Source organism: Streptomyces sp. NBC_00654, assembly GCF_026341775.1.
Lineage (GTDB): Bacteria > Actinomycetota > Actinomycetes > Streptomycetales > Streptomycetaceae > Streptomyces.
Genome location: NZ_JAPEOB010000001.1, coordinates 2872086 through 2892082, shown reverse-complemented (window position 1 = coordinate 2892082; position 19997 = coordinate 2872086). Strand labels below are relative to the sequence as shown.

Sequence of the window (19997 nt, the reverse complement as noted above, 5' to 3'; positions counted from 1 at the left end):
CCGTGAGTTACGTGATCGTCGCCCGCTACCGCACCAAGCCCGGCGAGGAGGACACCGTCCTGCCCCTCCTCGACACGATGGCCGCCGCCTCCCGCCAGGAGCCCGGCAACCTCGCCTACCGGGTCCACCAGGGCATCGAGGACCCCCGCGCGATCGTGCTGTACGAGGAGTACGCCACCGAGGCCGACTTCACCGCGCACTGCGCGACCCCGCACTTCCAGGACATCGTGCTCGGCCAGGTCGTCCCGCTGCTGGAGAGCCGCGACGTGCTGCGCTGCGCCCCGCGTGAGCAGGTGCGGGCATGAAGACCCGTGCGGTGGTGCTGCGCGGGACGTCGACGTCCCGCCCCTACTCGGCGACCCGTCCGGTCGAGGTGGAGGAGCTGACCCTGGGCGCGCCGCGCGAGGGGGAGGTGCTGGTCCGTATCGCGGCCGCGTCCCTGTGCCACTCCGACCTCTCCGTGGTCAACGGCGACCGGGTCCGCCCGCTGCCGATGGCGCTGGGCCACGAGGCGGTGGGTGTGGTCCAGGAGGCCGGCCCCGGTGTGCGCCGCTTCTCCCCCGGCGACCACGTGGCTCTGGTCTTCGTCCCGAGCTGCGGTTTCTGCGCGGACTGCGCGGCGGGCCGCCCCGCCCTGTGCGCGCAGGCGGCCGCGGCGAACGGTTCGGGAGGTCTGCTGCACGGTCCCTCGCTCCTGACGGACGCCGCGGGCCGGACGGTCCACCACCAGCTCGGCGTGTCCGCGTTCTCCGAACACGCGGTGCTGGCCCAGGAGTCACTGGTCCCGATCCCGAAGGACGTGCCGTTCGCCGTCGCCTCGATGTTCGGCTGCGCGGTCCTCACGGGCGCGGGCGCGGTCATCAACACGGCGGCCCTGCGGCCCGGTCAGTCCGCCGTCGTGTACGGCCTCGGTGGCGTCGGCCTCTCCGCGGTCCTGGGCGCCCGTGCGGCCGGGGCGTACCCGGTCGTCGCGGTCGACCCGGTGGCGGAGAAGCGTGAGCTGGCCCTGCGGCTGGGCGCGACCCACGCGTACGCCCCCGAGGAGGCGATGGCTGCCGTGCGCGAACTGACGGGCGGCGGAGCCGAGTTGGCGGTCGAGGCGGTGGGCAGCCCGCGGGTGATGGCGGACGCCCTGGCGGCCGTCGCCCGCGGCGGCAGGGTCGTCTCGGTGGGTCTGCCCGCCCCGGACCGCGTCCTGGAGGTCCCGGCCCTGGCCTTCGCGGGCGAGGGCAAGTCCCTGCTCGGCTCGTACATGGGTGACGCGGTTCCGCGCCGGGACATCCCGCGGTTCCTGGACCTGTGGCGGGCGGGCCTGATGCCGGTGGAGCTGATGCACACGGGCACGCTGCCGCTGACCGGCATCAACGACGCGATGGAGGAGCTGGCCTCGGGCCGGGCGATCCGTCAGGTGATCGACACATCGGGCCTGCTGGGGAGTTGAGCCCGCGCGGGCGGTTCCCGCGGCGGGCGCCGGGCGCCCCCCGGGAGCGCGCGGATGTGGCCGGGGCGTTGTGCCGGAGTGTGAGGCGGGTGCGCCCGTGCTGCCGCGGGAACGACCGCCGTGCGCCTGTCGCCCGGCTCCCACACCGGGTGATTCTGGGCGGGACCGGCACACACCGACGCGCTCAGAGGCGGTTCAGCATGGCTCGTACACAGTCCATCTGCGGGGCACCGACGACGAAGGGCACCCGGTGCCGAAGGCTGGCGATGCTGGGTGCCTCACGGTGCGACCGCCATCGCGGGGACTGGTCGAAGTACACCGTCGAGCGCCGCAAGGCGATGGAGAAGCGGGCCAGGTCCCGCCGTGAGCGCAGGAGGTAGCGAACGGCGGAGCCCTGTGCTCGCGGTTCACCGCCAGGGACCGGGATGTGCCCGCGGGCATGTCCCGGTCCTGCCGCTTCCGGGCCCTCCGCCGCCCCGGACCGGGTCCGGTAGTGTGGCGGGCATGTTCCTCCCCCGTGCCTAGGACACGCGCCGACCGCACCCACCGCGTGGGTGCGTCGCTCCGCTGTCCCCGCACGTTCCGGCGCCCCGACGGCAGCCACGCACGAGCCCGTCGGCCCGGCGCCGCCTCTTCGAGGAATGTCCCCATGTCTTCACCGACACCTTCGCCGTACCCTTCCACGCCCCCGTCCGCCTCCCCCTCGTACGCGGCCGTCCTGCGCACGCGCCACGCTCCGAGCACCTTCGGCGCCGCGCTGCTGGGGCGGCTCAGCTACGGGCTGCTACCCCTCTCCCTGCTGCTGGCGGTCAAGGACACCACCGGCTCCTACTCCGTGGCGGGGGTGGTCATGGCCCTGTTCGGAGCGGCGAGCGTGCTGCTCTCCCCCGTCCGCGCCGCGCTCATCGACCGGTACGGACCACGCCGCTCACTGCCGTTGATGGCCGGCGCGTACGCGGCGATGCTGGCGGTGCTGGCCCAGACCACCTGGCAGCCCGGCGCGCCGGGAATCCGGCTGGGCGCGCTGGCACTGGCCGCGGGGGTCTGCACACCGCCGCTCGGGCCCGTCATGCGGAGCGTGTGGAGCGGCCTCGTACCGGATCGCGCGCTGCTGCGGCGGGCCTACAGCCTGGACGCCGTGGCCGAGGAACTGCTGCTCGTCACCGGGCCGCTGCTGGTCGGGCTGCTGATCGAGTACGCCCGGCCCGCGGCGGGTCTGGCCATCGGCGCCGGGCTCGTACTGGCCGGCTCGCTCGCGCTGGCGTACTCCCCCGCCGTCCGGGGCATCGGGGAGCGCCCGTCCGGTCCGGCGTCCGCGCCCGGCGGGTCCGGCGGCGACAGGTCCGGCGGGCGGACACAGCTCCTGCGCCGCACGGCCGGGCTGCGGCACGCCGTTCTGGTGATGGCCGGTGTGGGGCTGTGCGTCGGAGGGCTGGATCTGCTGGTGGTGGCCTTCGCCGAGCAGCGCCACCAGGGCTCGGCGGTGGCATGGGTGCTGGCCGCCCTCTCGGCGGGCAGCGCGGTCGGCGGTCTCGTCAACGGCGCCGTCCCCTGGCGGGTCCCCACCCGGGTGCGGCTGGGGGCGTTCGCCGGTGCGCTGGGGCTGGCCCTGTTCGCCGCGGGCTTCTCGCCGGACGTTCCGGTGCTGATGGTCATGATCGCGCTGGCCGGGCTGTTCGTGGCCCCGGTCCTCACCACGGCCTATCTGCTCGCCGACGAGTCCGTCGCGCCCGGTGGCCGTACCCAGGCCGGAGCCTGGGTCAACACGGCGCTCAACGCGGGGATCTCGGCGGGCACGGCCGGGGCGGGGCTGCTGGCGGGCCGCCTGCCCCTGGCCGTGTGCTTCACCGTCGCGGCCCTCCCCGCGCTGCTCGGTGCGGCGGTGGCGGTCCGCCGGACTCCGGCCGGCGGACCGGCGGAGCCGGACGAGCCGAACGAGCCGGACGAGCCGAACGAGCCGAAGCAGCCGGCCTAACCGACCGGGTAGCCGATGTCCTTGATGTCCTCGGCCAGCTCCGCGGGCACCCGTTCGGGACTGAGTGCCGCGACGACCTCGTCGGTCAGCGGGCGCAGCGCGAACACATGGCGCACCGCGTCGAGGTCCACCGCCATCTCGAAGTAGTCCTCGGCCCAGTCCTGGTAGCTCTCCGGGCTCCGGGCCACGAGGAGCTGGAAGAGCCAGTCCGCGCCGTCCGACTCCTCGCCGTCCTCGGGGAAGTCGATGGCACCGGCGTGCCACCGGTCGTCGTCGCGCTGCCTCCACAGGCACGCGGTGACGACCGGCATGCCGTGCTCGTCCGTGAACGAGGGCTCGTCGATGTACGCCCGGAAGACCGGCGGGACGTCGTCGAGCACACCGGGCCAGGGCACGTCGTCGACGTACGGGCTCATCGGTGACTCGTGGTCGAACCCGCGGAGGTAGGCGCCGGCGGGCGAGATCACGAGGGAGTACTCGTTGCCCGATCCGTCCCGCATCGAGGCCATCGCCTCCGTCGCGGACCACCGCGCGTCGAAGCTGTGCCACCGGTAGTCCCATTCCGGGCACAGGATGGCGTCAAGCATCGCCATCGAGCGGCAGAGGTCGGTGAGGACGGGTATGTCCGGCAGCCTGCGGGCCACGTCATGAACGCTCATACGGCCATCCAACCGCACCGGCCCGGCCGGTCCTTCAGGCGGCACCCCCGGTTCCGCTTCCGCGGTCGCCGCGGCCCGGCGCGTCGGCCGCCGGTGCCGTCCGCCAGGTCTCCCAGACGTCCGCCAGATCGGCCTCCATCTCCGGGGCCACCGTGTCCAGCAGCCGCACCTGTGCTCCGGGGCCCGCCAGGCGGGTGCCGTAGGGGTGCGGCGGGGCCGCGGGGACCGTGCCGAGCGCGGTGACGGAGCCGATGACACGGTTCGGGCCGAGGATGCCGGGCAGTTCACGGATCTCCGCGTCCCCGAGGTCCAGGTCCTCGACCAGCAGCTCCCGGCCGTCGTACGTGGCGTGGGTCCGCGCCCGCAGGCGCCCGCCGCGTTCGCCGCTGCGGCCCAGGACCAGGGTCTCGCGCCAGAGCATCCGGGCACCCGCGGCCATGTCCACCACCATGTGGCGCTCCACGTCCGCTCCGGCCGAGATCACGAACGGCTTCGCGTCCCAGTGGAGTTCGCCGCCCTCCGCGATCTCGATCCGGGCCCGCCAGGTCGAGGTACCGCCGCGGTGGTCGTACGCGACCAGGCCGGACGGTTCGACCAGGCGCAGCCGTGCTCCCGGTCCGACCCTGACGCGGAGGACCAGGTCGTCGCCCGCGAGGAGCCCGGCCCGGGTGCCGACGAGGGCGATGTGCAGGGCGTCCGGGTCCGGGAGGAGGGGGCGGGGGGCCAGGAAGGCGCCGGGCGTCAGGTCCCGGGCGAGGTGGCGGCCCGTCCCGTCGCGCTCGACGGTGAGCACCGTCGGTTCGGCGGCGCCCCCCGCCCGCTCGCTCACGGGTGCGCGTGGCTGTGCGGCGCCATCGGGCCCGGGTCGGTGGGGATATGGGTGCCGGAACGGTGGCGGACGAGCAACGCCCGTACCCAGTCCGCTAGTTCGGCGACCGAGACCGGGTCCTTCTTGGACAGTGCCAGCACCGGGAGGCCGTCGCGGGCCGCTTCGGCGTCGGCGACCATAGCCGCCACATCGACCTCCACGTACGGCGCGAGGTCGGTCTTGTTGATGATCAGGAGGTCCGCGCCGGTGATGCCGGGGCCGCCCTTGCGTGCCACGTCGCCGCCGCCCGCGACATCGATGCAGAAGAGCTGCGCGTCGGCGAGGGCGGGGCTGAAGGTGGCGGTCAGGTTGTCGCCGCCGCTCTCGACGAGGACCAGGTCGAGCGGCCCGTACGCCTCCTCCAGGTCCTCGACGGCGTCGAGGTTGGCGCTGACGTCGTCGCGGATGGCGGTGTGCGGGCACGCTCCGGTCTCGACGGCGCGGATGCGTTCGGTGGGCAGGACCCCCGCCGAGCGGAGGAAGCGGGCGTCCTCGTCGGTGTAGATGTCGTTGGTGACGACGGCCATGGCCAGTTCCCCGGCGAGCTCGCGGCAGAGGGTGGCCAGGATCGAGCTCTTTCCGGTGCCGACCGGGCCCGCGACGCCGAGCCGCAGGGCCCGGGGCTGGTTCAGGGGCTCGTGGAAGTGGGGGTTGGCGCGGTCGTCGGGGCTGCCGGTGGGGGCGTGGGTCGGCGCGTGGGCGTGGGAGTGGGCGTGGGCATGGTTGTCAGGCAAGGAAGAGTCTCCGTTCGCGTCGTTCGTGTTCGAGTGCCCACTGTTCGGTGAGCAGGGCCGTGCGGGCGGGCAGTTCGCCCGGGGTCCGTACGGCGAGGGCCGCGGTCACCGCCGCTGCGGCGTCCGGCTCGGCGGCGAGGATCCAGGCCACCGAGTCGAGCGGGTCGCCGGGCAGCAGTTTGAGCGCGGCGGAGGTGATGGTCTGGAGTTCGTCGTAGACGACCGCGTGGGCCAGTTCGGCCTCGGTCGCCCCGACGACGGCGGCGAGCGCGCCGAGCGTGACGGGCCGCAGCGGGCGCGGGTGGAGCGCGGCCAGGGCGTTGACCGCCGGGTGGTCCGGGGCGAGGCGGCGGGCCAGGCGGTGCACGCCCCGGCCGAGCGTGGCGGAGGCCTCGCGCAGCGGGGCGGCCGGGGTCCGGGCCGCGAGGGCGTGCTGTACGGGGCCGTAGTCCACCGGGTCCTGTCCCGCGGCGCGCAGGGCGAGGACGGCGGCGGCCGCTTCGGTGACGGCGGTGGTGTGCAGCCGGGCCCGCAGGAGTGCGGGGATACGGTCGCGGGTGAGTCCCGCCGCGACGGCCGGTTCGAGGCCCGCGCTGTAGGTGTACGCGCCGACCGGGAGGCGCCCGTCGGCCAGCAGGAGCGGGGCGAGCACCCCCATCAGAACATGCTGTACCGCTGGGCCAGCGGCAGTTCGGCGGCGGGGGCGGGCTCGACGAGTTCCCCGTCGATACGGATGGCGAAGGTCTCGGGGTCCACGTCGATCGCCGGGAGCGCGGTGTTGTTCGGCAGGTCCGCCTTGGTGAGGTGGCGGGTGGGCCGTACGGCGACGAGTTCCCGTCGCAGGCCGAGGCGTTCGGCGAGTCCGTCCTCCAGCGCGGCGGGCGCGACGAAGCTGACGGACAGATGGGGGGCGGCACCGGCCGCCGCGGTGGGGCGGAGCAGCACCGGCTGGGTGGTGGGGATGGCCGCGTTGGCATCGCCGAGCGGGGCGTACACCACCATGCCGCCCTTGATCACCGCTGCCGGGCGGATGCCGAAGAAGGCGGGGTCCCAGAGCACGAGGTCGGCCAGCTTGCCGGGTTCGACGGAGCCGACGACATGGTCGATGCCATGGGCCACGGCGGGGCAGATCGTGTACTTGGCGACATAGCGGCGGGCCCGCTCGTTGTCGGCGGGGAGTTCGGAGCCCCGGTCGCCGAAGCGCCGCTTCATCACATGGGCGACCTGCCAGGTGCGGCAGACGACCTCACCGATCCGGCCCATGGCCTGGGCGTCGGAGGAGGTGATGGAGAGGGCGCCGATGTCGTGCAGGACGTCCTCGGCGGCGATGGTGGTGGCGCGGATGCGGGACTCGGCGAAGGCCAGGTCCTCGGGTACGCGCGGGTTGAGGTGGTGACAGACCATCAGCATGTCGAGGTGTTCGGCGACGGTGTTGACGGTGTGCGGGAGCGTGGGGTTGGTGGACGCGGGCAGCACATGGGGGTGCGAGGCGACGGTGATGATGTCGGGTGCGTGGCCGCCGCCCGCGCCTTCGGCGTGGAAGACGTGGATGCCGCGTCCGGCGATCGCGTCGAGGGTCCCCTCCACGTAGCCGGCCTCGTTGAGGCTGTCGGCGTGCAGCGCGACCTGGAGGCCGTAGGCGTCGGCGGCCTTCAGCGCGGCGTCGATCGCGGCGGGGGTGGCGCCCCAGTCCTCGTGGACCTTGTAGCCTCCGGCGCCGCCGAGCGCCGCCTCGCGCAGGGCTTCCTCGCCGACGGTGGAGCCCTTGCCGAACAGCATGATGTTGAGCGGGACGCTGTCCAGGGACCGGTGCATCATCGCGAGGTTCCAGGCACCGGGGGTGACGGTGGTGGCCTTGGACGCCTCGGTGGCCCCGGTGCCGCCGCCGATCACGGTGGTGGTGCCGGTGGCGAGCGCCTCGTGGAGGGTCTCCGGCATCAGGAAGTGGACGTGGGTGTCGACGGCCCCGGCCGTCAGGATGCGGCCCTCGCCGGAGACGACATCGGTGCCGGGGCCGATGACCAGGTCGGGGTGGACGCCGTCGCTCATGTCGGGGTTGCCGGAACGGCCCAGGGCGACGATCCGGCCGTCCCGGATGCCGATGTCGGTCTTGACGATGCCCCAGTGGTCGAGGACGACGACATTGGTGATGACGAGGTCGAGGGCGCCGTCGGCGCGTGACGTGGTGGCCTGGGCCATCGACTCGCGGATGGACTTGCCGCCGCCGAACACGGCCTCGTCGCCGCCGAAGCAGCGGTCCTCCTCCACCTCGATCCACAGATCGGTGTCGGCGAGGCGGACGCGGTCGCCGGTGGTGGGTCCGTAGAGCGCCGCGTAGGCGGCGCGGGTCATCTGTGCCATGTCACACGGCCTCCGTCTCTGTGGTGCGGGTGCCGGGCACCACGATGCCGGGCACCCTGCGGCGGCCGCCGAGCTCGACGAGCGTGATGTCGGCGCCGACGCCGGGTTCGAAGCGCAGCGATGTGCCCGACGGGATGTCGAGGCGGAATCCCTCGGCGAGAACACGGTCGAAGGAAAGCGCGGGATTCGCGTCGGAGAAATGCAGGTGCGAGCCGACCTGAATGGGCCGGTCGCCGTCATTCACTACGGTGAGCTGCAATTGGGTAAGCGTGTCATTGATTTTCAGTACGCCGGATCCGGTCCGGATCTCGCCGGGGATCACGGAATCGGCGAGGTGATCGTGACGAGCTTGCGCCCGTCGGGGAAGGTCGCCTCGACCTGGACGTCGTGCAGCATCTCGGGGACACCTTCGAGCACGTCAGCGCGGGTCAGGACGGTGCGGCCCGCGGTCATGAGGTCGTGGACGGGAGCGCCTTCGCGGGCTCGCTCCATGGCCCAGCAGGCGAGCAGGGCGACGGCCTCGGGGTAGTTGAGACGGACACCGCGCTCACGCCGGTCCCGGGCCACCATTCCGGCGACGCTCAGCAGCAATTTCTCCGTGTCGGACGGAGTGAGAAACATGGGAAACCTCCATGGCGGCAGTCCCCGGAATTCCCGGAATCGCCGTGACCACGTTCCTCTTATAAGCCTCCGAGTGGCTCCGTGGCAACTCGCTCCACACCGCAAAAAGTCCCTTTCTGGGGTTATCGCCCGCCATATACGGGCAAAGTAGACAAATTTCAAGCTTCAAGAGAACGTAAAGAGAGGTGGTTCCGCAGCCCCCGCCGGGGCTGCGGAACCACCTCAAATGGGTCTCTCAGCAGGTCACTTGGTTCTCTCGGCAGGTCACTTGAGGCCGAAGGCCCTGATGATCTCCTGGTCGACGGCCAGGCCACCGGGGCCCTCCGCGTGCACCTTGAGGGAAACCGAGGCGGCACCCTTCTTCGGCGTCCTGAACTTCGCGGTCCACTCGCCCGACGAGCCCTTGCGCAGCTCCGCCGCGCTCCAGGACGCGCCCTCGTCGTAGCTGACCGACAACGAGGCCCTGGTCGCCTTCACGGCGCCGTCCAGCCACGCCTGGGTACCGGCCTCCAGACCGACCTCGGTCCACTTGCCGGCCTTGACGTCACCGGCCAGGTCGGTGTCCACGTCGTAGTCCAGCTGAAGCAGCGGGATGTCCGCCTGCTGCGGCCCGTTCTCGTCCAGGGCACCCGAGACGAAGTTCCACTCGGTGTGCGTACGCGTCGAGGTCTTCCAGGTCCCGGCGTCCCGGACGGAGTCGATCACCAGGCGGTACGGCAGCTTCTCCGCCGACAGGTCCCCGGCGTATCCGGCCCGGCCCGCGCCCTTCCTGATCAGCTTGTCGCCCTGGTAGAAGCCGTACGAGGTGGTGTCGTACTCGTTCTCCATCGAGCCGGAGTGCCCCTCGCCCGAGTCGGTCCACGGCGTGATGTTGAACTGGATGTCGTTGCGGGCGGTACGGAACGGCCCCCAGTAGCCGGTGCCGAGACGGGGGCCGGTCACCGGGGCGAACCACTCGTCGCGGTAGGTCCTGCCCGCCTTGTAGTCCAGCTCCGCGCTGCGCATCTCGTGCGCCCGGTCGGAGGCCTCGGCGTTGAGCACCGAGTGGTTCTCGTACCAGAAGGAGTCGCCCGGAAGCGGGGTGACCCACTCGGTGCGGGTGCCCGGGAAGCTCTCGTACTCCTCGAAGCCGACGCCGGGCCCGTAGTCCGGGATGTCGTAGCGGTATCCGGCGCCGAGCGCGGCCTTGTGGCCGTAGAAGGTGTTCTCCACCTTCGCCAGCTGCCGGGCCGACGGGGCGAAGGCCAGCGAGCGGTCCGGGATCGCGCCGTCGTGCCGGTCGACCAGGTCGTAGACGTAGTCGGCGAACTTCTTCTGGTCGACGGAGAGCTTCTTGCCGCGCTGCGCCGCCTTGACCAGGGTCTCGCCCGCGGTCTTCTGCACCGAGGCGACCGGGATGGTGGTCTGCTCGCCGTAGGGGGCGTATGACTCCATCGCGACCCCGCGGTCGTCGTTGACGACGAAGAGCGCCTTGGCACCCGCGGCGAGGGCGGCCGCCAGCCGCTCCGCTGGGGTGACCGACCCGCTGCGGTTGACCACGACGGCCTTGCCCTTGGCGTTCAGGCCCTTGTAGTCGGCCGCGGCGCCGTTGCCGGCGAAGACACCGGTCAGCTTCTGCTCACTGTCCTCGGCGACGACCGAGCCGCCCTGCACGAAGGCCGGGACGTCATGGCCGTCGGCCGTGAGGTCGATCAGCTCCTCGCCCTGGCGCCAGCGGGTCAGGAAGCTGAAGCCGCCCTCGGTGACCTTCTCGGTCGGGCTCGCCCACAGCTGGTCGTACGTCAGCGGGATCTGGTACGCGTCGCGCTGGACCGTGCCGTCCGGGGCGGTGCGTGCCATGTCATACCGCAGTTGGCGGGTCTCGGTCTCCTTGGGCGTGCGCACGCCCACCTTGCGGGCCTTGGAGGCGTCCAGGGTGACGGTGGTCGCCTTGTTCAGGATCGTCTCCGGGGCCGCGAGGAACGCGACGCCCTTCGAGTCCGCCCGGTCGCCGTCGATCTCGGCGGCGGTCCAGGCGGTGTAATTGCCCGGCGGCAGCCGCAGTGTCGTGTCACCCGAGACATTGACGACATTCAGCTGCGGGTCGCCGAGCGCGGCGAAGACGACCTGTCCGTCCATCGGCTTGCCCGCGCGGTCGCGGAGCTCCAGGGTCAGGTCGTACAGCTCCTGCTCCTTGTGGAGCGCGAAGCCGGTGTGCGCGACGACGGTGCCCGCCACGTCCTTGGCGAGGACCTGGCCGGAGAACTGGGTGTTGTTGGCGGCCTCGGACGGGTCCAGCGACAGCACGGCCTGGGCGGTGGAGCCCGCCGGGACGGTCAGCGTGGAGGTGGACAGGGTGTACGCGCCGGAGTCCGTGTCGGTGGCCAGGCTGAGCGTGACGTCCTTGTCCCCCGTGTTGCGGTAGGTGATGGTCCGCTCGGAGACCGGATCGGCCGGGCTGTGCGGCCAGTCGTACGAGGCGACCGCGACGGAGCCGGTGGCCTCGACCGTCGTGTCGATCGCCGCCTTCACGTCCAGCCGCCCGGTGCCCTGCTCGTACGGGGTGTAGCCGGGCAGCGCCTTGGACGAGCTCATCAGCGCGTCCTTGATGCGCTGGCCGGACCAGTCCGGGTGACGCTGCTTCAGGATCGCCGCGGCGCCCGCGACATGCGGGGTGGCCATCGACGTACCCGACATCGACTGGTACATGCCCTCGATGCCGGGGACCGACTGCGAGGCCGCCGCGTTGATGTCGACGCCGGGGGCGGACAGGTCGGGCTTGAGCCCGTGGGACCTGACGAGCGGGCCCATGGAGGAGAAGTCCGCGCGGCCGTCCCGCTTGTCGACGGCCGCGATGGTGAGGGCCTTCTCGGCCGAGCCGGGTGAGCCGATGGTGCCCGCGCCGTAGGCGTTGCCCGCGGCGATCACGAACAGCGGACCGCCGTCGGCCGACAGGGCGTTCACGGCCTGCGACATCGGGTCGGACCCATCGTCCGGCACCGGCGAGCCGAGACTCATGGAGACGACATCGGCGCCCTCCGCCTTCGCCCACTCCATGGCTTCGATGATCCCCGAGTCCGCACCGGATCCCTCGTCGCTGAGAACCTTGCCGACGAGGAGGTCCGCGGACGGCGCGACGCCCTTGTTGGCGCCCTCGGAAGCGGCACCCGAACCGGCGATGGTGGACGCGACATGCGTGCCGTGGCCGTTCTTGTCGTCGACCTCCTCACCGGGCACGAAGCTCCGGGAGCCGGCGATCCGGTCCTTGACGTCGGGGTGGTCGGCGTCGATGCCGGTGTCCAGGACCGCGACCTTGGTGCCCTTGCCGTCGAATCCGGCGGCCCATGCCTGCGGGGCGTTGACCTGCGGCACCGACTCCTTGAGCAGCGCCTCCGAGCGGCCGTCGAGCCACAGCCCGGCGATGCCGTTGTCCAGCGAACGGGCCTTCTCCGTGCGGACGATGTCGCTCCAGAAGGAGCGGGCCTCGTCCTTGTCTGCCTTCAGCGCGGCGCCGTGGATGGATTCGAGCGTGCGGACCTTCTTCGCCCCGCGCGGGGCCGCGGGCAGTGACGTGGCCCTGCTCGCCGGGTAGGTGGCGATCAGCGGGATGCCGCCGGTGGAGCTGTCGTCGTACCCCATCTTCACCAGGGCCGAGACGTTGAACAGCCGCCGGTCCAGCTTTCCGGCCGCGAGCAGCGCGGTGGCCTCGTCGGGCAGGACGTACAGGTCCTCGCCCGCCTGCTGGACGTGGACACCGCCCGTCGCACCCTCGGGGCGGTCCACGGTGACCGTGTCCTGGTTGCCGGGACCGTCCACGAAGTGCACGACGTCCCCGGTGAGCAGGGTGATGTCGTGGCTCTCGACCCGGGCCTCGTGGCGGCCTTCGGCGGAGCGTGGCTGGGGGGCGGCGGCGGCCGAACCCGCGACGGGAAGCACGGCGCCGCTCACGAGTGCGACGGAGGTCGCTATGAGCAGAGCTCTGCGTCCCGTGCGAGCGGGTCTCGCCCTGCCGGGAGCGGAGGAGGGAGAAAATGTCATGCGGCTGATCTACCGGTAAATGCGCGGCCACGAACGGGTTCCGGGCTGGCAGGAATGCGCCGTGGCGGTAATCCGCCCGTCGGCGGACAGCACCGCGGGACGCGATTTCAGGCCGTATCCGGGGACTCGTCCCGCACTTCCCGGGCCCGGCTCCGGCCCTGCTCCGGGGCCGGGCCGGGCCGTGATGGTCTCTTTCAGACCACCGGGACGAGCGGGGAGCCCTCCTCGTGATGGATCGGGGTGTGGGCGCCGGTGAGCGGGACACCGCTGCCGCCGCGCCGTACGGCGACGATCTCGGCGGCGATCGACAGCGCCGTCTCCTCCGGCGTACGGGCACCGAGGTCGAGGCCGATCGGTGAGCGCAGCCGGGCCAGCTGGGGCTCGGTGACCCCGGCCTCACGGAGGCGTTCGTTGCGCTCCAGGTGGGTGCGGCGCGAGCCCATCGCGCCGACGTAGGCGACCGGCAGCTTGAGTGCCGCCTCCAGCAGCGGTACGTCGAACTTGGCGTCATGGGTGAGGACACAGAGCACGGTTCGCGCGTCCACCTCGGTGGCGGCGAGATAGCGGTGCGGCCAGTCGACGACGATCTCGTCGGCCTCCGGGAAGCGCGCCCGGGTCGCGAACACCGGCCGGGCGTCGCACACGGTGACCCGGTAGCCGAGGAAGGAGCCGGCCCGCACGAGTGCGGCGGCGAAGTCGATGGCCCCGAACACGATCATGCGGGGAGGCGGAACGCTCGACTCGACGAGCAGTTGGACGGGCCGGCCGCAGCGCGAGCCCTCCGCGCCGATGGTGAGCGGCCCGGTGCGGCCCGCGTCGAGCATGGCGCGGGCCTCGGCGGCTGCCGTACGGTCCAGCGCCGGGTGACCGCCGAGCCCGCCCTCGTACGTCCCGTCGGGGCGCACGAGGAGCGGGCGGCCGAGAAGTCCGGCGGGGCCGTCGGTGACGCGGGCGACAGCGGCCGCCGCCCCCTGAGCGGCGGCCGCCAGCGCGGCGGCGAACACCGGGCGGGCGGGATCGTCCACCCGCACCGGTGTGACCAGGATGTCGATGATGCCGCCGCAGGTCAGACCGACCGCGAAGGCATCCTCGTCGCTGTAGCCGAACTGCTCCCGGACGGTTCTGCCGTCGTCGAGGGCCTGTTGACACAGCTCGTACACCGCCCCCTCCACACATCCCCCGGAGACCGATCCGACGGCCGTGCCGTCGCGGTCGACGGCGAGGGCGGCTCCCGGCTGCCGGGGCGCGCTGCCGCCGACCGCCACCACGGTGGCGACGGCGAACTCGCGTCCCCGCCCGACCCACCGGTGCAGCTCTTCGGCGATGTCCAGCATGGCGTGTCTCCTTGGGCGAAGGGGGAGGGGCGGACGTCAGTGGATGCCCAGCCAGCTCTCGATCGGGTTGAGGGCGAAGTACACGATGAAGATCACGGTCAGGCCCCACATGAAGGCCCCGACCTCGCGGGCCCTGCCCTGGGCGAGCTTGATGGCGGCGTACGAGATGACACCCGCGGCGACGCCGGTGGTGATGGTGTACGTGAAGGGCATCAGGACCACGGTGAGGAAGACCGGGATGGCGACGGAGCGGTCGCCCCAGTCCACGTGCCGGGCGTTCTGCATCATCATCGCGCCGATGACGACGAGGGCGGCGGAGGCCACCTCGGTCGGCACGATCGCGGTGAGCGGGGTGAAGAACAGGCAGGCGGCGAAGAAGAGTCCGGTGATGACGGAGGCGAACCCGGTCCGGGCCCCCTCGCCGACCCCGGTGGCCGACTCGACGAACACGGTCTGCCCGGAGCCTCCGGCGACTCCGCCGATCGCGCCGCCCGCACCGTCGATGAACAGCGCCTTGGACAGGCCCGGCATCCGGCCCTTGTCGTCGGCGAGCCCGGCTTCCGTACCGACTCCGATGATGGTGGCCATCGCGTCGAAGAAGCCGGCCAGCACCAGGGTGAAGACGATCATGCCGACGGTCATCACCCCGACATCGCCCCAGCCGCCGAACTCGACGTCCCCGAAGAGCGAGAAGTCGGGTGCGGAGACCGCGCTGCCGTTCAGCTCCGGCGGGCCGCTGCTCCAGGACTTGGCGTCGATGTCGGCGATCGCGTTGACGGCGATGGCGATCACGGTGCCGACGACGATGCCGATCAGGATCGCGCCGGGGATGTCGCGGGCCTGGAGCATGAAAATCAGCAGCAGGGTCACGCAGAAGATGAGTACGGGCCAGCCGGAGAGTTCACCGGCCGGGCCGAGCGATACCGGGGTCGCCCTGCCCTGGTGGACGAAGCCGGCCTTGTAGAGGCCGATGAGGGCGATGAAGAGCCCGATCCCCATGGTGATGCCGTGCTTGAGCGCGAGCGGGATCGCGTTCATGATCATTTCGCGCAGTCCGGTGACCACCAGGAGGCAGATCACCACACCGTAGATCACACACATGCCCATGGCCTGCGGCCAGGTCATATTGGGCGCGACCTGCGAGGACAGCACGCCGGAGACGCTCAGTCCGGCGGCGAGCGCCAGCGGGACCTTGCCGACGAAGCCCATCAGCAGGGTGGTGGCGGCCGCCGCGAGCGCGGTCGCGGTGATCAGGCCGGGCTGGCTGAGGAGGTTGCCGTCGACGTCCTTGCCACCGAGGATCAGCGGGTTGAGCAGGAGGATGTACGCCATGGCCATGAAGGTCGTGACGCCGCCGCGCACCTCGCGCGCGACCGTGGATCCTCGTTCGGATATGTGGAAGTACCGGTCGAGCCAAGATCTTCCGGCGGGGACGCGCGAGCCGGAGCCCGCGTCCTCCGCACCGGTCCCGGGCTCGACTGACTGCTGGGTCATGATGCCTGACTCCCAAGGTTCACAGGGGCACCCGCGTGGTGAGTACTGAGTGCGGGATTTGGGATGACTGCGCTGGCGGCACGACCCGGGGGACGGCCCGAGGCGAACTGTTCATGCAGGTAAGGATGTACTGAGGCCTTACGAAGAGCCGTGAGCGGTACGGCACTTGGTGGTCTCCGGACGGTGCGGTACGCGGGGAAGTGTGACGTTCACGGCACTTCGCACCGCCCGGAGAGTTCAGGGGGAACGACGACTGGGGCGCTTCCGGAGCGTCCGGAGAGTCCGGAACATCCGGAGAGTCCGGAGCGTCCGGAGACCTCGGAGAGTCCGGCGAGTTCCGGGCGTGCGCCCGGGAGCAGGGGCGCGGGCGCACGCCGGCCGGGCGCACGCCGCCGACGGGACTCTCCGGGCGCGGCCGCCCGGGAGCCGTGTCCGGCGGCGGACCCTCAGGCGCCGGTGAGGTGCTCGGGGCGCACGGGCGTCCTGTTGAGCTCCAGACCCGTGGCGTTCCGGATCGCCGCGAGGACGGCCGGGGTGGACGAGAGGGTCGGGGCCTCGCCGACGCCGCGGAGCCCGTACGGGGCGTGGTCGTCGGCCAGTTCGAGCACGTCGACCGGGATCGTCGGGGTGTCCAGGATGGTGGGCAGCAGGTAGTCCGTGAAGGACGGGTTGCGCACCTTCGCGGTCTTCGGGTCGACGATGATCTCCTCCATGACGGCGATGCCCATGCCCTGGAGGGTGCCGCCCTGGATCTGGCCGATGACCGACAGCGGGTTGAGTGCCTTGCCGACGTCCTGGGCGCAGGCCAGTTCGATGACCTTGACGAGGCCGAGTTCGGTGTCGACCTCGACGACGGCGCGGTGCGCGGCGAAGGAGTACTGGACGTGGCCGTTGCCCTGTCCGGTGCGCAGGTCGAACGCCTCGGTGGGGCGGTGGCGCCACTCCAGCTCGATGTCGATCGCCTCGGTCCCCAGCACGTCGGCCACATCGGCCAGTACCTCGCCGCCGTCGGTGACGACCTTGCCGCCCTCCAGCAGGAGTTCGGCGGTGGCCCAGGCGGGGTGGTACGTACCGAACTTGCGCCGGCCGAGCTCCAGGACCTGTTCCCGGACGGCTTCGCAGGAATTCTTCACGGCGCCGCCGGTGACGTACGTCTGGCGGGACGCGGACGTGGATCCGGCCGAGCCGACCCGGGTGTCGGCCGGGTGGATGGTGACCTGGCTGACGCCGAGTTCGGTACGGGCGATCTGTGCGTGCACGGTGACGCCGCCCTGGCCGACCTCGGCCATCGCGGTGTGCACGGTGGCGACCGGTTCGCCGTTGATGACCTCCATCCGGACACGGGCGGTGGAGTAGTCGTCGAAGCCCTCGGAGAAACCGACGTTCTTCAGGCCGACCGCGTAGCCGACGCCACGGACGACGCCTTCGCCGTGGGTGGTGTTGGAGAGTCCACCGGGCAGGGCGCGGACGTCGACGGAGCTGCCCGCCGCGTCGGCGGACAGCCACTGCTGCGCGGGCGGCATCGGCCGGGACTTGACCCGGCGCAGCAGCTCGGCGACCGGGGCCGGGGAGTCGCAGGGCTGGCCGGTCGGCAGCAGGGTGCCCTGCTCCATGGCGTTGATCCGGCGGAACTCCACGGGGTCCATGTCCAGCTTCGCCGCGAGCTTGTCCATCTGTGCCTCGTACGCGAAGCACGCCTGGACCGCGCCGAAGCCGCGCATGGCTCCGCAGGGCGGGTTGTTGGTGTAGAGCGCGATCGCCTCGATGTCGACGTCCTCGATGGCGTACGGGCCGGCCGAGAGCGAGGAGGCGTTGCCGACGACCGCCGGGGAGGCCGACGCGTAGGCGCCGCCGTCCAGGACGATGCGGCACTTCATGTGTGTGAGCTTGCCGTCCTTGGTGGCGCCGTGCTCGTAGTGGAGCTTCGCCGGGTGCCGGTGGACATGCCCGAAGAAGGACTCGAACCGGTTGTAGACGATCTTGACCGGCTTGCCGGTGCGCAGCGCCAGCAGGCAGGCGTGGATCTGCATCGACAGGTCCTCGCGGCCGCCGAAGGCGCCGCCGACGCCGGAGAGCGTCATGCGGACCTTGTCCTCGGGCAGGCCGAGGACGGGGGCGATCTGCCTCAGGTCGGAGTGCAGCCACTGGGTGGCGACGTACAGTTCGACGCCACCGTCCTCGGAGGGCACGGCGAGGCCGGACTCCGGGCCGAGGAAGGCCTGGTCCTGCATGCCGAAGGTGTAGTCGCCCGTGACGATGACATCGGCCCGCTTCGCGGCCTCGTCGGCGTCGCCGCGGATGATCGGCTGACGGTGCACGATGTTGGGGTGCGGGACATGGCCGACGTGGTGGTCCTCGCGGCCCTCGTGGACCAGGACCGCGCCGGGGGCGGTCGCGGACGCCTCGTCCGTGATGACCGGCAGTTCGGCGTAGTCGATCCTGATCCTGGCGGCGGCCCGGCGGGCGGTCTCCGGGTGGTCGGCGGCGACCAGCGCGACCGGCTCCCCGTGGTGGCGGACCTTGCCGTGGGCGAGAACGGGGGTGTCCTGGATCTCCAGGCCGTAGTTCTTCATCGCGGCGGGCAGGTCGTCGTAGGTCAGCACGGCGTGGACACCGGGCATCGCGACGGCCTCGCCGATGTCGATGGACCTGATCTCGGCGTGCGCGACGGTGGAGCGGAGCGTGTGGCCCCACAGCATGTCCTCGTGCCACATGTCGGAGGAGTACGCGAACTCTCCGGTGACCTTGAGTGTGCCGTCGGGGCGCAGGGTCGACTCGCCGATGCCGCCCTTGGTGGGCGAGCCCTGGGTGATCTTGATGGGAGTGCCGGCCGGGACGGTGGCGGCTCGTGGATGCGGCGTCATGGTCATCGGGCCGCCTCTTCCTGACGGGCGGCCGCGAGGCGGACCGCGTCGAGGATCGTCTCGTAACCGGTGCAGCGGCACAGGTTTCCGGAGAGCGCCTCACGGATGTCCTGGTCGGACGGGGAGGGGTGCTTCTCCAGCAGGTCGTCGGCGGCGATCAGCAGGCCGGGGGTGCAGAAGCCGCACTGGACGGCTCCGGCGTCGATGAACGCCTGCTGGACCGGGGACAGCTCGGTGGCCCCGCCGCTCTGTGCGTCGGTGGGCCTCGCCTCCCATCGCCGGGCGGCGTCGAGCGTCGTACCGCAGGCCCCGGAGGCGCAGCCGCTGCCCGGATGGGCGTCCTCGCGGTGCCTGGCGTAGTCGGCCAGGCCCTCGACGGTGACGACCTCGCGGCCCTCCACCTGGCCGGCGGCGACGAGACAGGAGCAGACCGGCACACCGTCCAGCCGGACCGTGCAGGAGCCGCACTCACCCTGTTCGCAGGCGTTCTTCGAACCGGGAAGACCCATGCGCTCACGCAGGACGTACAGGAGCGACTCGCCCTCCCAGACATCGTCGGCTTCCTGCTGACGGCCGTTGACCGTGAAATTCACTCGCATGGTTATGCAGCTCCTTCAAGCGTGCGGCCCTCGCCCCGGTACTGCTCCCAGGTCCAGCCGAGCGTGCGGCGGGCCATGATGCCGACCGCGTGCCTGCGGTACTTCGCGGTGCCGCGTACGTCGTCGATCGGGTTGCAGGCACCGGCGGCGAGCTCGGCGAACTGCTTGGCGACGGACGGGGTGATGATCTTTCCGCTCTCCCAGAAGCCGCCCTCCTCCAGCGCGGCGTTCAGGAACTCCTCGGCCTCCCTGGCCCGGACCGGGGTCGGGGCGGCGGAGCCGATGCCGGTGCGGACGGTGCGGGTCGCGGGGTGCAGCGCGAGGCCGAAGGCGCAGACGGCGATGACCATCGCGTTGCGGGTGCCGACCTTGGAGTACTGCTGCGGCCCGTCGGCCTTCTTGATGTGCACCGCCCGGATCAGCTCGTCCGGTGCCAGTGCGTTGCGCTTGACACCGGTGTAGAAGGCGTCGATGGGGATCATCCGGGTCCCGCGCACGGACGCGGCTTCCACCTCGGCTCCCGCGGCGAGCAGGGCCGGGTGGGCGTCACCGGCGGGCGACGCGGTGCCCAGGTTGCCGCCGACGCCGCCGCGGTTGCGGATCTGCGGGGAGGCGACGGTGTGCGAGGCGAGCGCCAGGCCGGGCAGCTCGGCCCGGAGGTGCTCCATGATGGCGCTGTACGGGACGGAGGCGCCGAGCCGTACGTTCTCCCGGCCCGCCTCCCACTCGGACAGCTCACCGATGCGGTTCAGGTCCAGGAGGTACTCGGGCCGCCGGTGGTCGAAGTTGATCTCGACCATCACATCGGTGCCGCCCGCGATGGGCACGGCCGTGGGGTGCTCGGCCTTGGCGGCGAGCGCCTCCTCCCAGCTGGCGGGGCGAAGGAAGTCCATGAGTGGCTCTCTTCTTCTCAATCGGTCGTTCGCTGGGGCGGGGGACGGCCGGCCCTCGACTGGCTCGTTCATGTGCTGTTCACGTGGTGTGACCCAGTACACAAGCCGCCGCTCCGGCCGGTGCAGTCACCGAAACA

Annotated in this window: 17 protein-coding genes; 4 read left to right on the top strand and 13 right to left on the bottom strand. The window is 71.8% G+C overall.

Going from position 1 to position 19997, the window contains the following annotated elements; translation table 11 throughout:
• The first annotated feature begins 2 nt into the window (after nt 1-2).
• The 4 genes from OHA98_RS12375 (at nt 3) to OHA98_RS12360 (ending at nt 3416) form a co-directional block, all read left to right on the top strand.
• Nucleotides 3-305 (top strand): putative quinol monooxygenase, encoded by a 303-nt coding sequence (locus tag OHA98_RS12375; RefSeq protein WP_266925175.1) that lies wholly within the window; start codon nt 3-5, stop codon nt 303-305.
• Nucleotides 302-1441: a zinc-binding dehydrogenase gene (locus OHA98_RS12370; RefSeq protein WP_266925173.1), complete on the top strand. Its 1140-nt coding sequence runs from the start codon at nt 302-304 to the stop codon at nt 1439-1441. The genes OHA98_RS12375 and OHA98_RS12370 overlap by 4 nt, the downstream gene beginning before the upstream one ends.
• Before the next feature lie 200 nt (nt 1442-1641).
• Nucleotides 1642-1821 (top strand): hypothetical protein, encoded by a 180-nt coding sequence (locus OHA98_RS12365; protein WP_266925172.1) that lies wholly within the window; start codon nt 1642-1644, stop codon nt 1819-1821.
• Between the two features lie 269 nt (nt 1822-2090).
• The gene (locus tag OHA98_RS12360; protein ID WP_266925171.1) at nt 2091-3416 is read left to right on the top strand and encodes an MFS transporter; all 1326 of its coding nucleotides are present in this window, start codon (nt 2091-2093) and stop codon (nt 3414-3416) included.
• On the opposite strand, the gene OHA98_RS12355 is transcribed toward OHA98_RS12360, so the two are convergent.
• The 13 genes from OHA98_RS12355 to OHA98_RS12295 form a co-directional block, all read right to left on the bottom strand.
• Nucleotides 3413-4075 carry a hypothetical protein gene (locus tag OHA98_RS12355; RefSeq protein WP_266925170.1) on the bottom strand — a complete coding sequence of 221 codons (663 nt, stop codon included), beginning with the start codon at nt 4073-4075 and terminating at the stop codon, nt 3413-3415. The genes OHA98_RS12360 and OHA98_RS12355 overlap by 4 nt on opposite strands.
• Before the next feature lie 34 nt (nt 4076-4109).
• Entirely contained in the window at nt 4110-4904 is a 795-nt protein-coding gene (locus OHA98_RS12350) for an urease accessory protein UreD (protein ID WP_266925168.1), read from the bottom strand.
• On the bottom strand, nt 4901-5575 hold the full coding sequence (gene ureG, locus OHA98_RS12345) for an urease accessory protein UreG (RefSeq protein ID WP_266927886.1): 675 nt from the start codon (nt 5573-5575) through the stop codon (nt 4901-4903). Before ureG ends, OHA98_RS12350 begins: the two co-directional genes overlap by 4 nt.
• A gap of 94 nt (nt 5576-5669) precedes the next feature.
• The gene (locus OHA98_RS12340; protein ID WP_266925166.1) at nt 5670-6335 is read right to left on the bottom strand and encodes an urease accessory protein UreF; all 666 of its coding nucleotides are present in this window, start codon (nt 6333-6335) and stop codon (nt 5670-5672) included.
• The gene (locus OHA98_RS12335; protein ID WP_266925164.1) at nt 6335-8038 is read right to left on the bottom strand and encodes an urease subunit alpha; all 1704 of its coding nucleotides are present in this window, start codon (nt 8036-8038) and stop codon (nt 6335-6337) included. Before OHA98_RS12335 ends, OHA98_RS12340 begins: the two co-directional genes overlap by 1 nt.
• 1 nt (nt 8039) lies before the next feature.
• On the bottom strand, nt 8040-8360 hold the full coding sequence (gene ureB, locus OHA98_RS12330) for an urease subunit beta (RefSeq protein ID WP_266925162.1): 321 nt from the start codon (nt 8358-8360) through the stop codon (nt 8040-8042).
• Complete coding sequence (locus OHA98_RS12325) at nt 8357-8659, bottom strand: urease subunit gamma (RefSeq protein ID WP_266925160.1); 303 nt, start codon at nt 8657-8659, stop codon at nt 8357-8359. Before OHA98_RS12325 ends, ureB begins: the two co-directional genes overlap by 4 nt.
• Before the next feature lie 264 nt (nt 8660-8923).
• Nucleotides 8924-12676, bottom strand: a complete 3753-nt coding sequence (locus OHA98_RS12320; RefSeq protein ID WP_266925158.1) for a S8 family serine peptidase — start codon at nt 12674-12676, stop codon at nt 8924-8926.
• Between the two features lie 194 nt (nt 12677-12870).
• Nucleotides 12871-14010: an XdhC/CoxI family protein gene (locus OHA98_RS12315; RefSeq protein WP_266925156.1), complete on the bottom strand. Its 1140-nt coding sequence runs from the start codon at nt 14008-14010 to the stop codon at nt 12871-12873.
• Between the two features lie 36 nt (nt 14011-14046).
• Nucleotides 14047-15504 carry an NCS2 family permease gene (locus OHA98_RS12310; RefSeq protein ID WP_266925154.1) on the bottom strand — a complete coding sequence of 486 codons (1458 nt, stop codon included), beginning with the start codon at nt 15502-15504 and terminating at the stop codon, nt 14047-14049.
• A gap of 446 nt (nt 15505-15950) precedes the next feature.
• Nucleotides 15951-18368 (bottom strand): xanthine dehydrogenase family protein molybdopterin-binding subunit, encoded by a 2418-nt coding sequence (locus OHA98_RS12305; protein WP_266927884.1) that lies wholly within the window; start codon nt 18366-18368, stop codon nt 15951-15953.
• Nucleotides 18369-18370: 2 nt separating this feature from the next.
• On the bottom strand, nt 18371-18967 hold the full coding sequence (locus OHA98_RS12300) for a (2Fe-2S)-binding protein (protein WP_266925152.1): 597 nt from the start codon (nt 18965-18967) through the stop codon (nt 18371-18373).
• Between the two features lie 2 nt (nt 18968-18969).
• On the bottom strand, nt 18970-19860 hold the full coding sequence (locus OHA98_RS12295) for a xanthine dehydrogenase family protein subunit M (RefSeq protein ID WP_266925150.1): 891 nt from the start codon (nt 19858-19860) through the stop codon (nt 18970-18972).
• Nucleotides 19861-19997 lie beyond the last annotated feature (137 nt).

Coding starts and splice junctions, on each gene's coding strand:
- OHA98_RS12360 (WP_266925171.1), top strand. CDS start 2,091: ATGTCTTCACCGACACCTTCGCCGTACCCTTCCACGCCCCCGTCCGCC.
- OHA98_RS12295 (WP_266925150.1), bottom strand. CDS start 19,860: ATGGACTTCCTTCGCCCCGCCAGCTGGGAGGAGGCGCTCGCCGCCAAG.
- OHA98_RS12325 (WP_266925160.1), bottom strand. CDS start 8,659: ATGTTTCTCACTCCGTCCGACACGGAGAAATTGCTGCTGAGCGTCGCC.
- OHA98_RS12320 (WP_266925158.1), bottom strand. CDS start 12,676: ATGACATTTTCTCCCTCCTCCGCTCCCGGCAGGGCGAGACCCGCTCGC.
- OHA98_RS12365 (WP_266925172.1), top strand. CDS start 1,642: ATGGCTCGTACACAGTCCATCTGCGGGGCACCGACGACGAAGGGCACC.
- OHA98_RS12315 (WP_266925156.1), bottom strand. CDS start 14,010: ATGCTGGACATCGCCGAAGAGCTGCACCGGTGGGTCGGGCGGGGACGC.
- OHA98_RS12300 (WP_266925152.1), bottom strand. CDS start 18,967: ATGCGAGTGAATTTCACGGTCAACGGCCGTCAGCAGGAAGCCGACGAT.
- OHA98_RS12370 (WP_266925173.1), top strand. CDS start 302: ATGAAGACCCGTGCGGTGGTGCTGCGCGGGACGTCGACGTCCCGCCCC.
- OHA98_RS12335 (WP_266925164.1), bottom strand. CDS start 8,038: ATGGCACAGATGACCCGCGCCGCCTACGCGGCGCTCTACGGACCCACC.
- OHA98_RS12305 (WP_266927884.1), bottom strand. CDS start 18,368: ATGACGCCGCATCCACGAGCCGCCACCGTCCCGGCCGGCACTCCCATC.
- OHA98_RS12355 (WP_266925170.1), bottom strand. CDS start 4,075: ATGAGCGTTCATGACGTGGCCCGCAGGCTGCCGGACATACCCGTCCTC.
- OHA98_RS12340 (WP_266925166.1), bottom strand. CDS start 6,335: ATGGGGGTGCTCGCCCCGCTCCTGCTGGCCGACGGGCGCCTCCCGGTC.
- OHA98_RS12310 (WP_266925154.1), bottom strand. CDS start 15,504: ATGACCCAGCAGTCAGTCGAGCCCGGGACCGGTGCGGAGGACGCGGGC.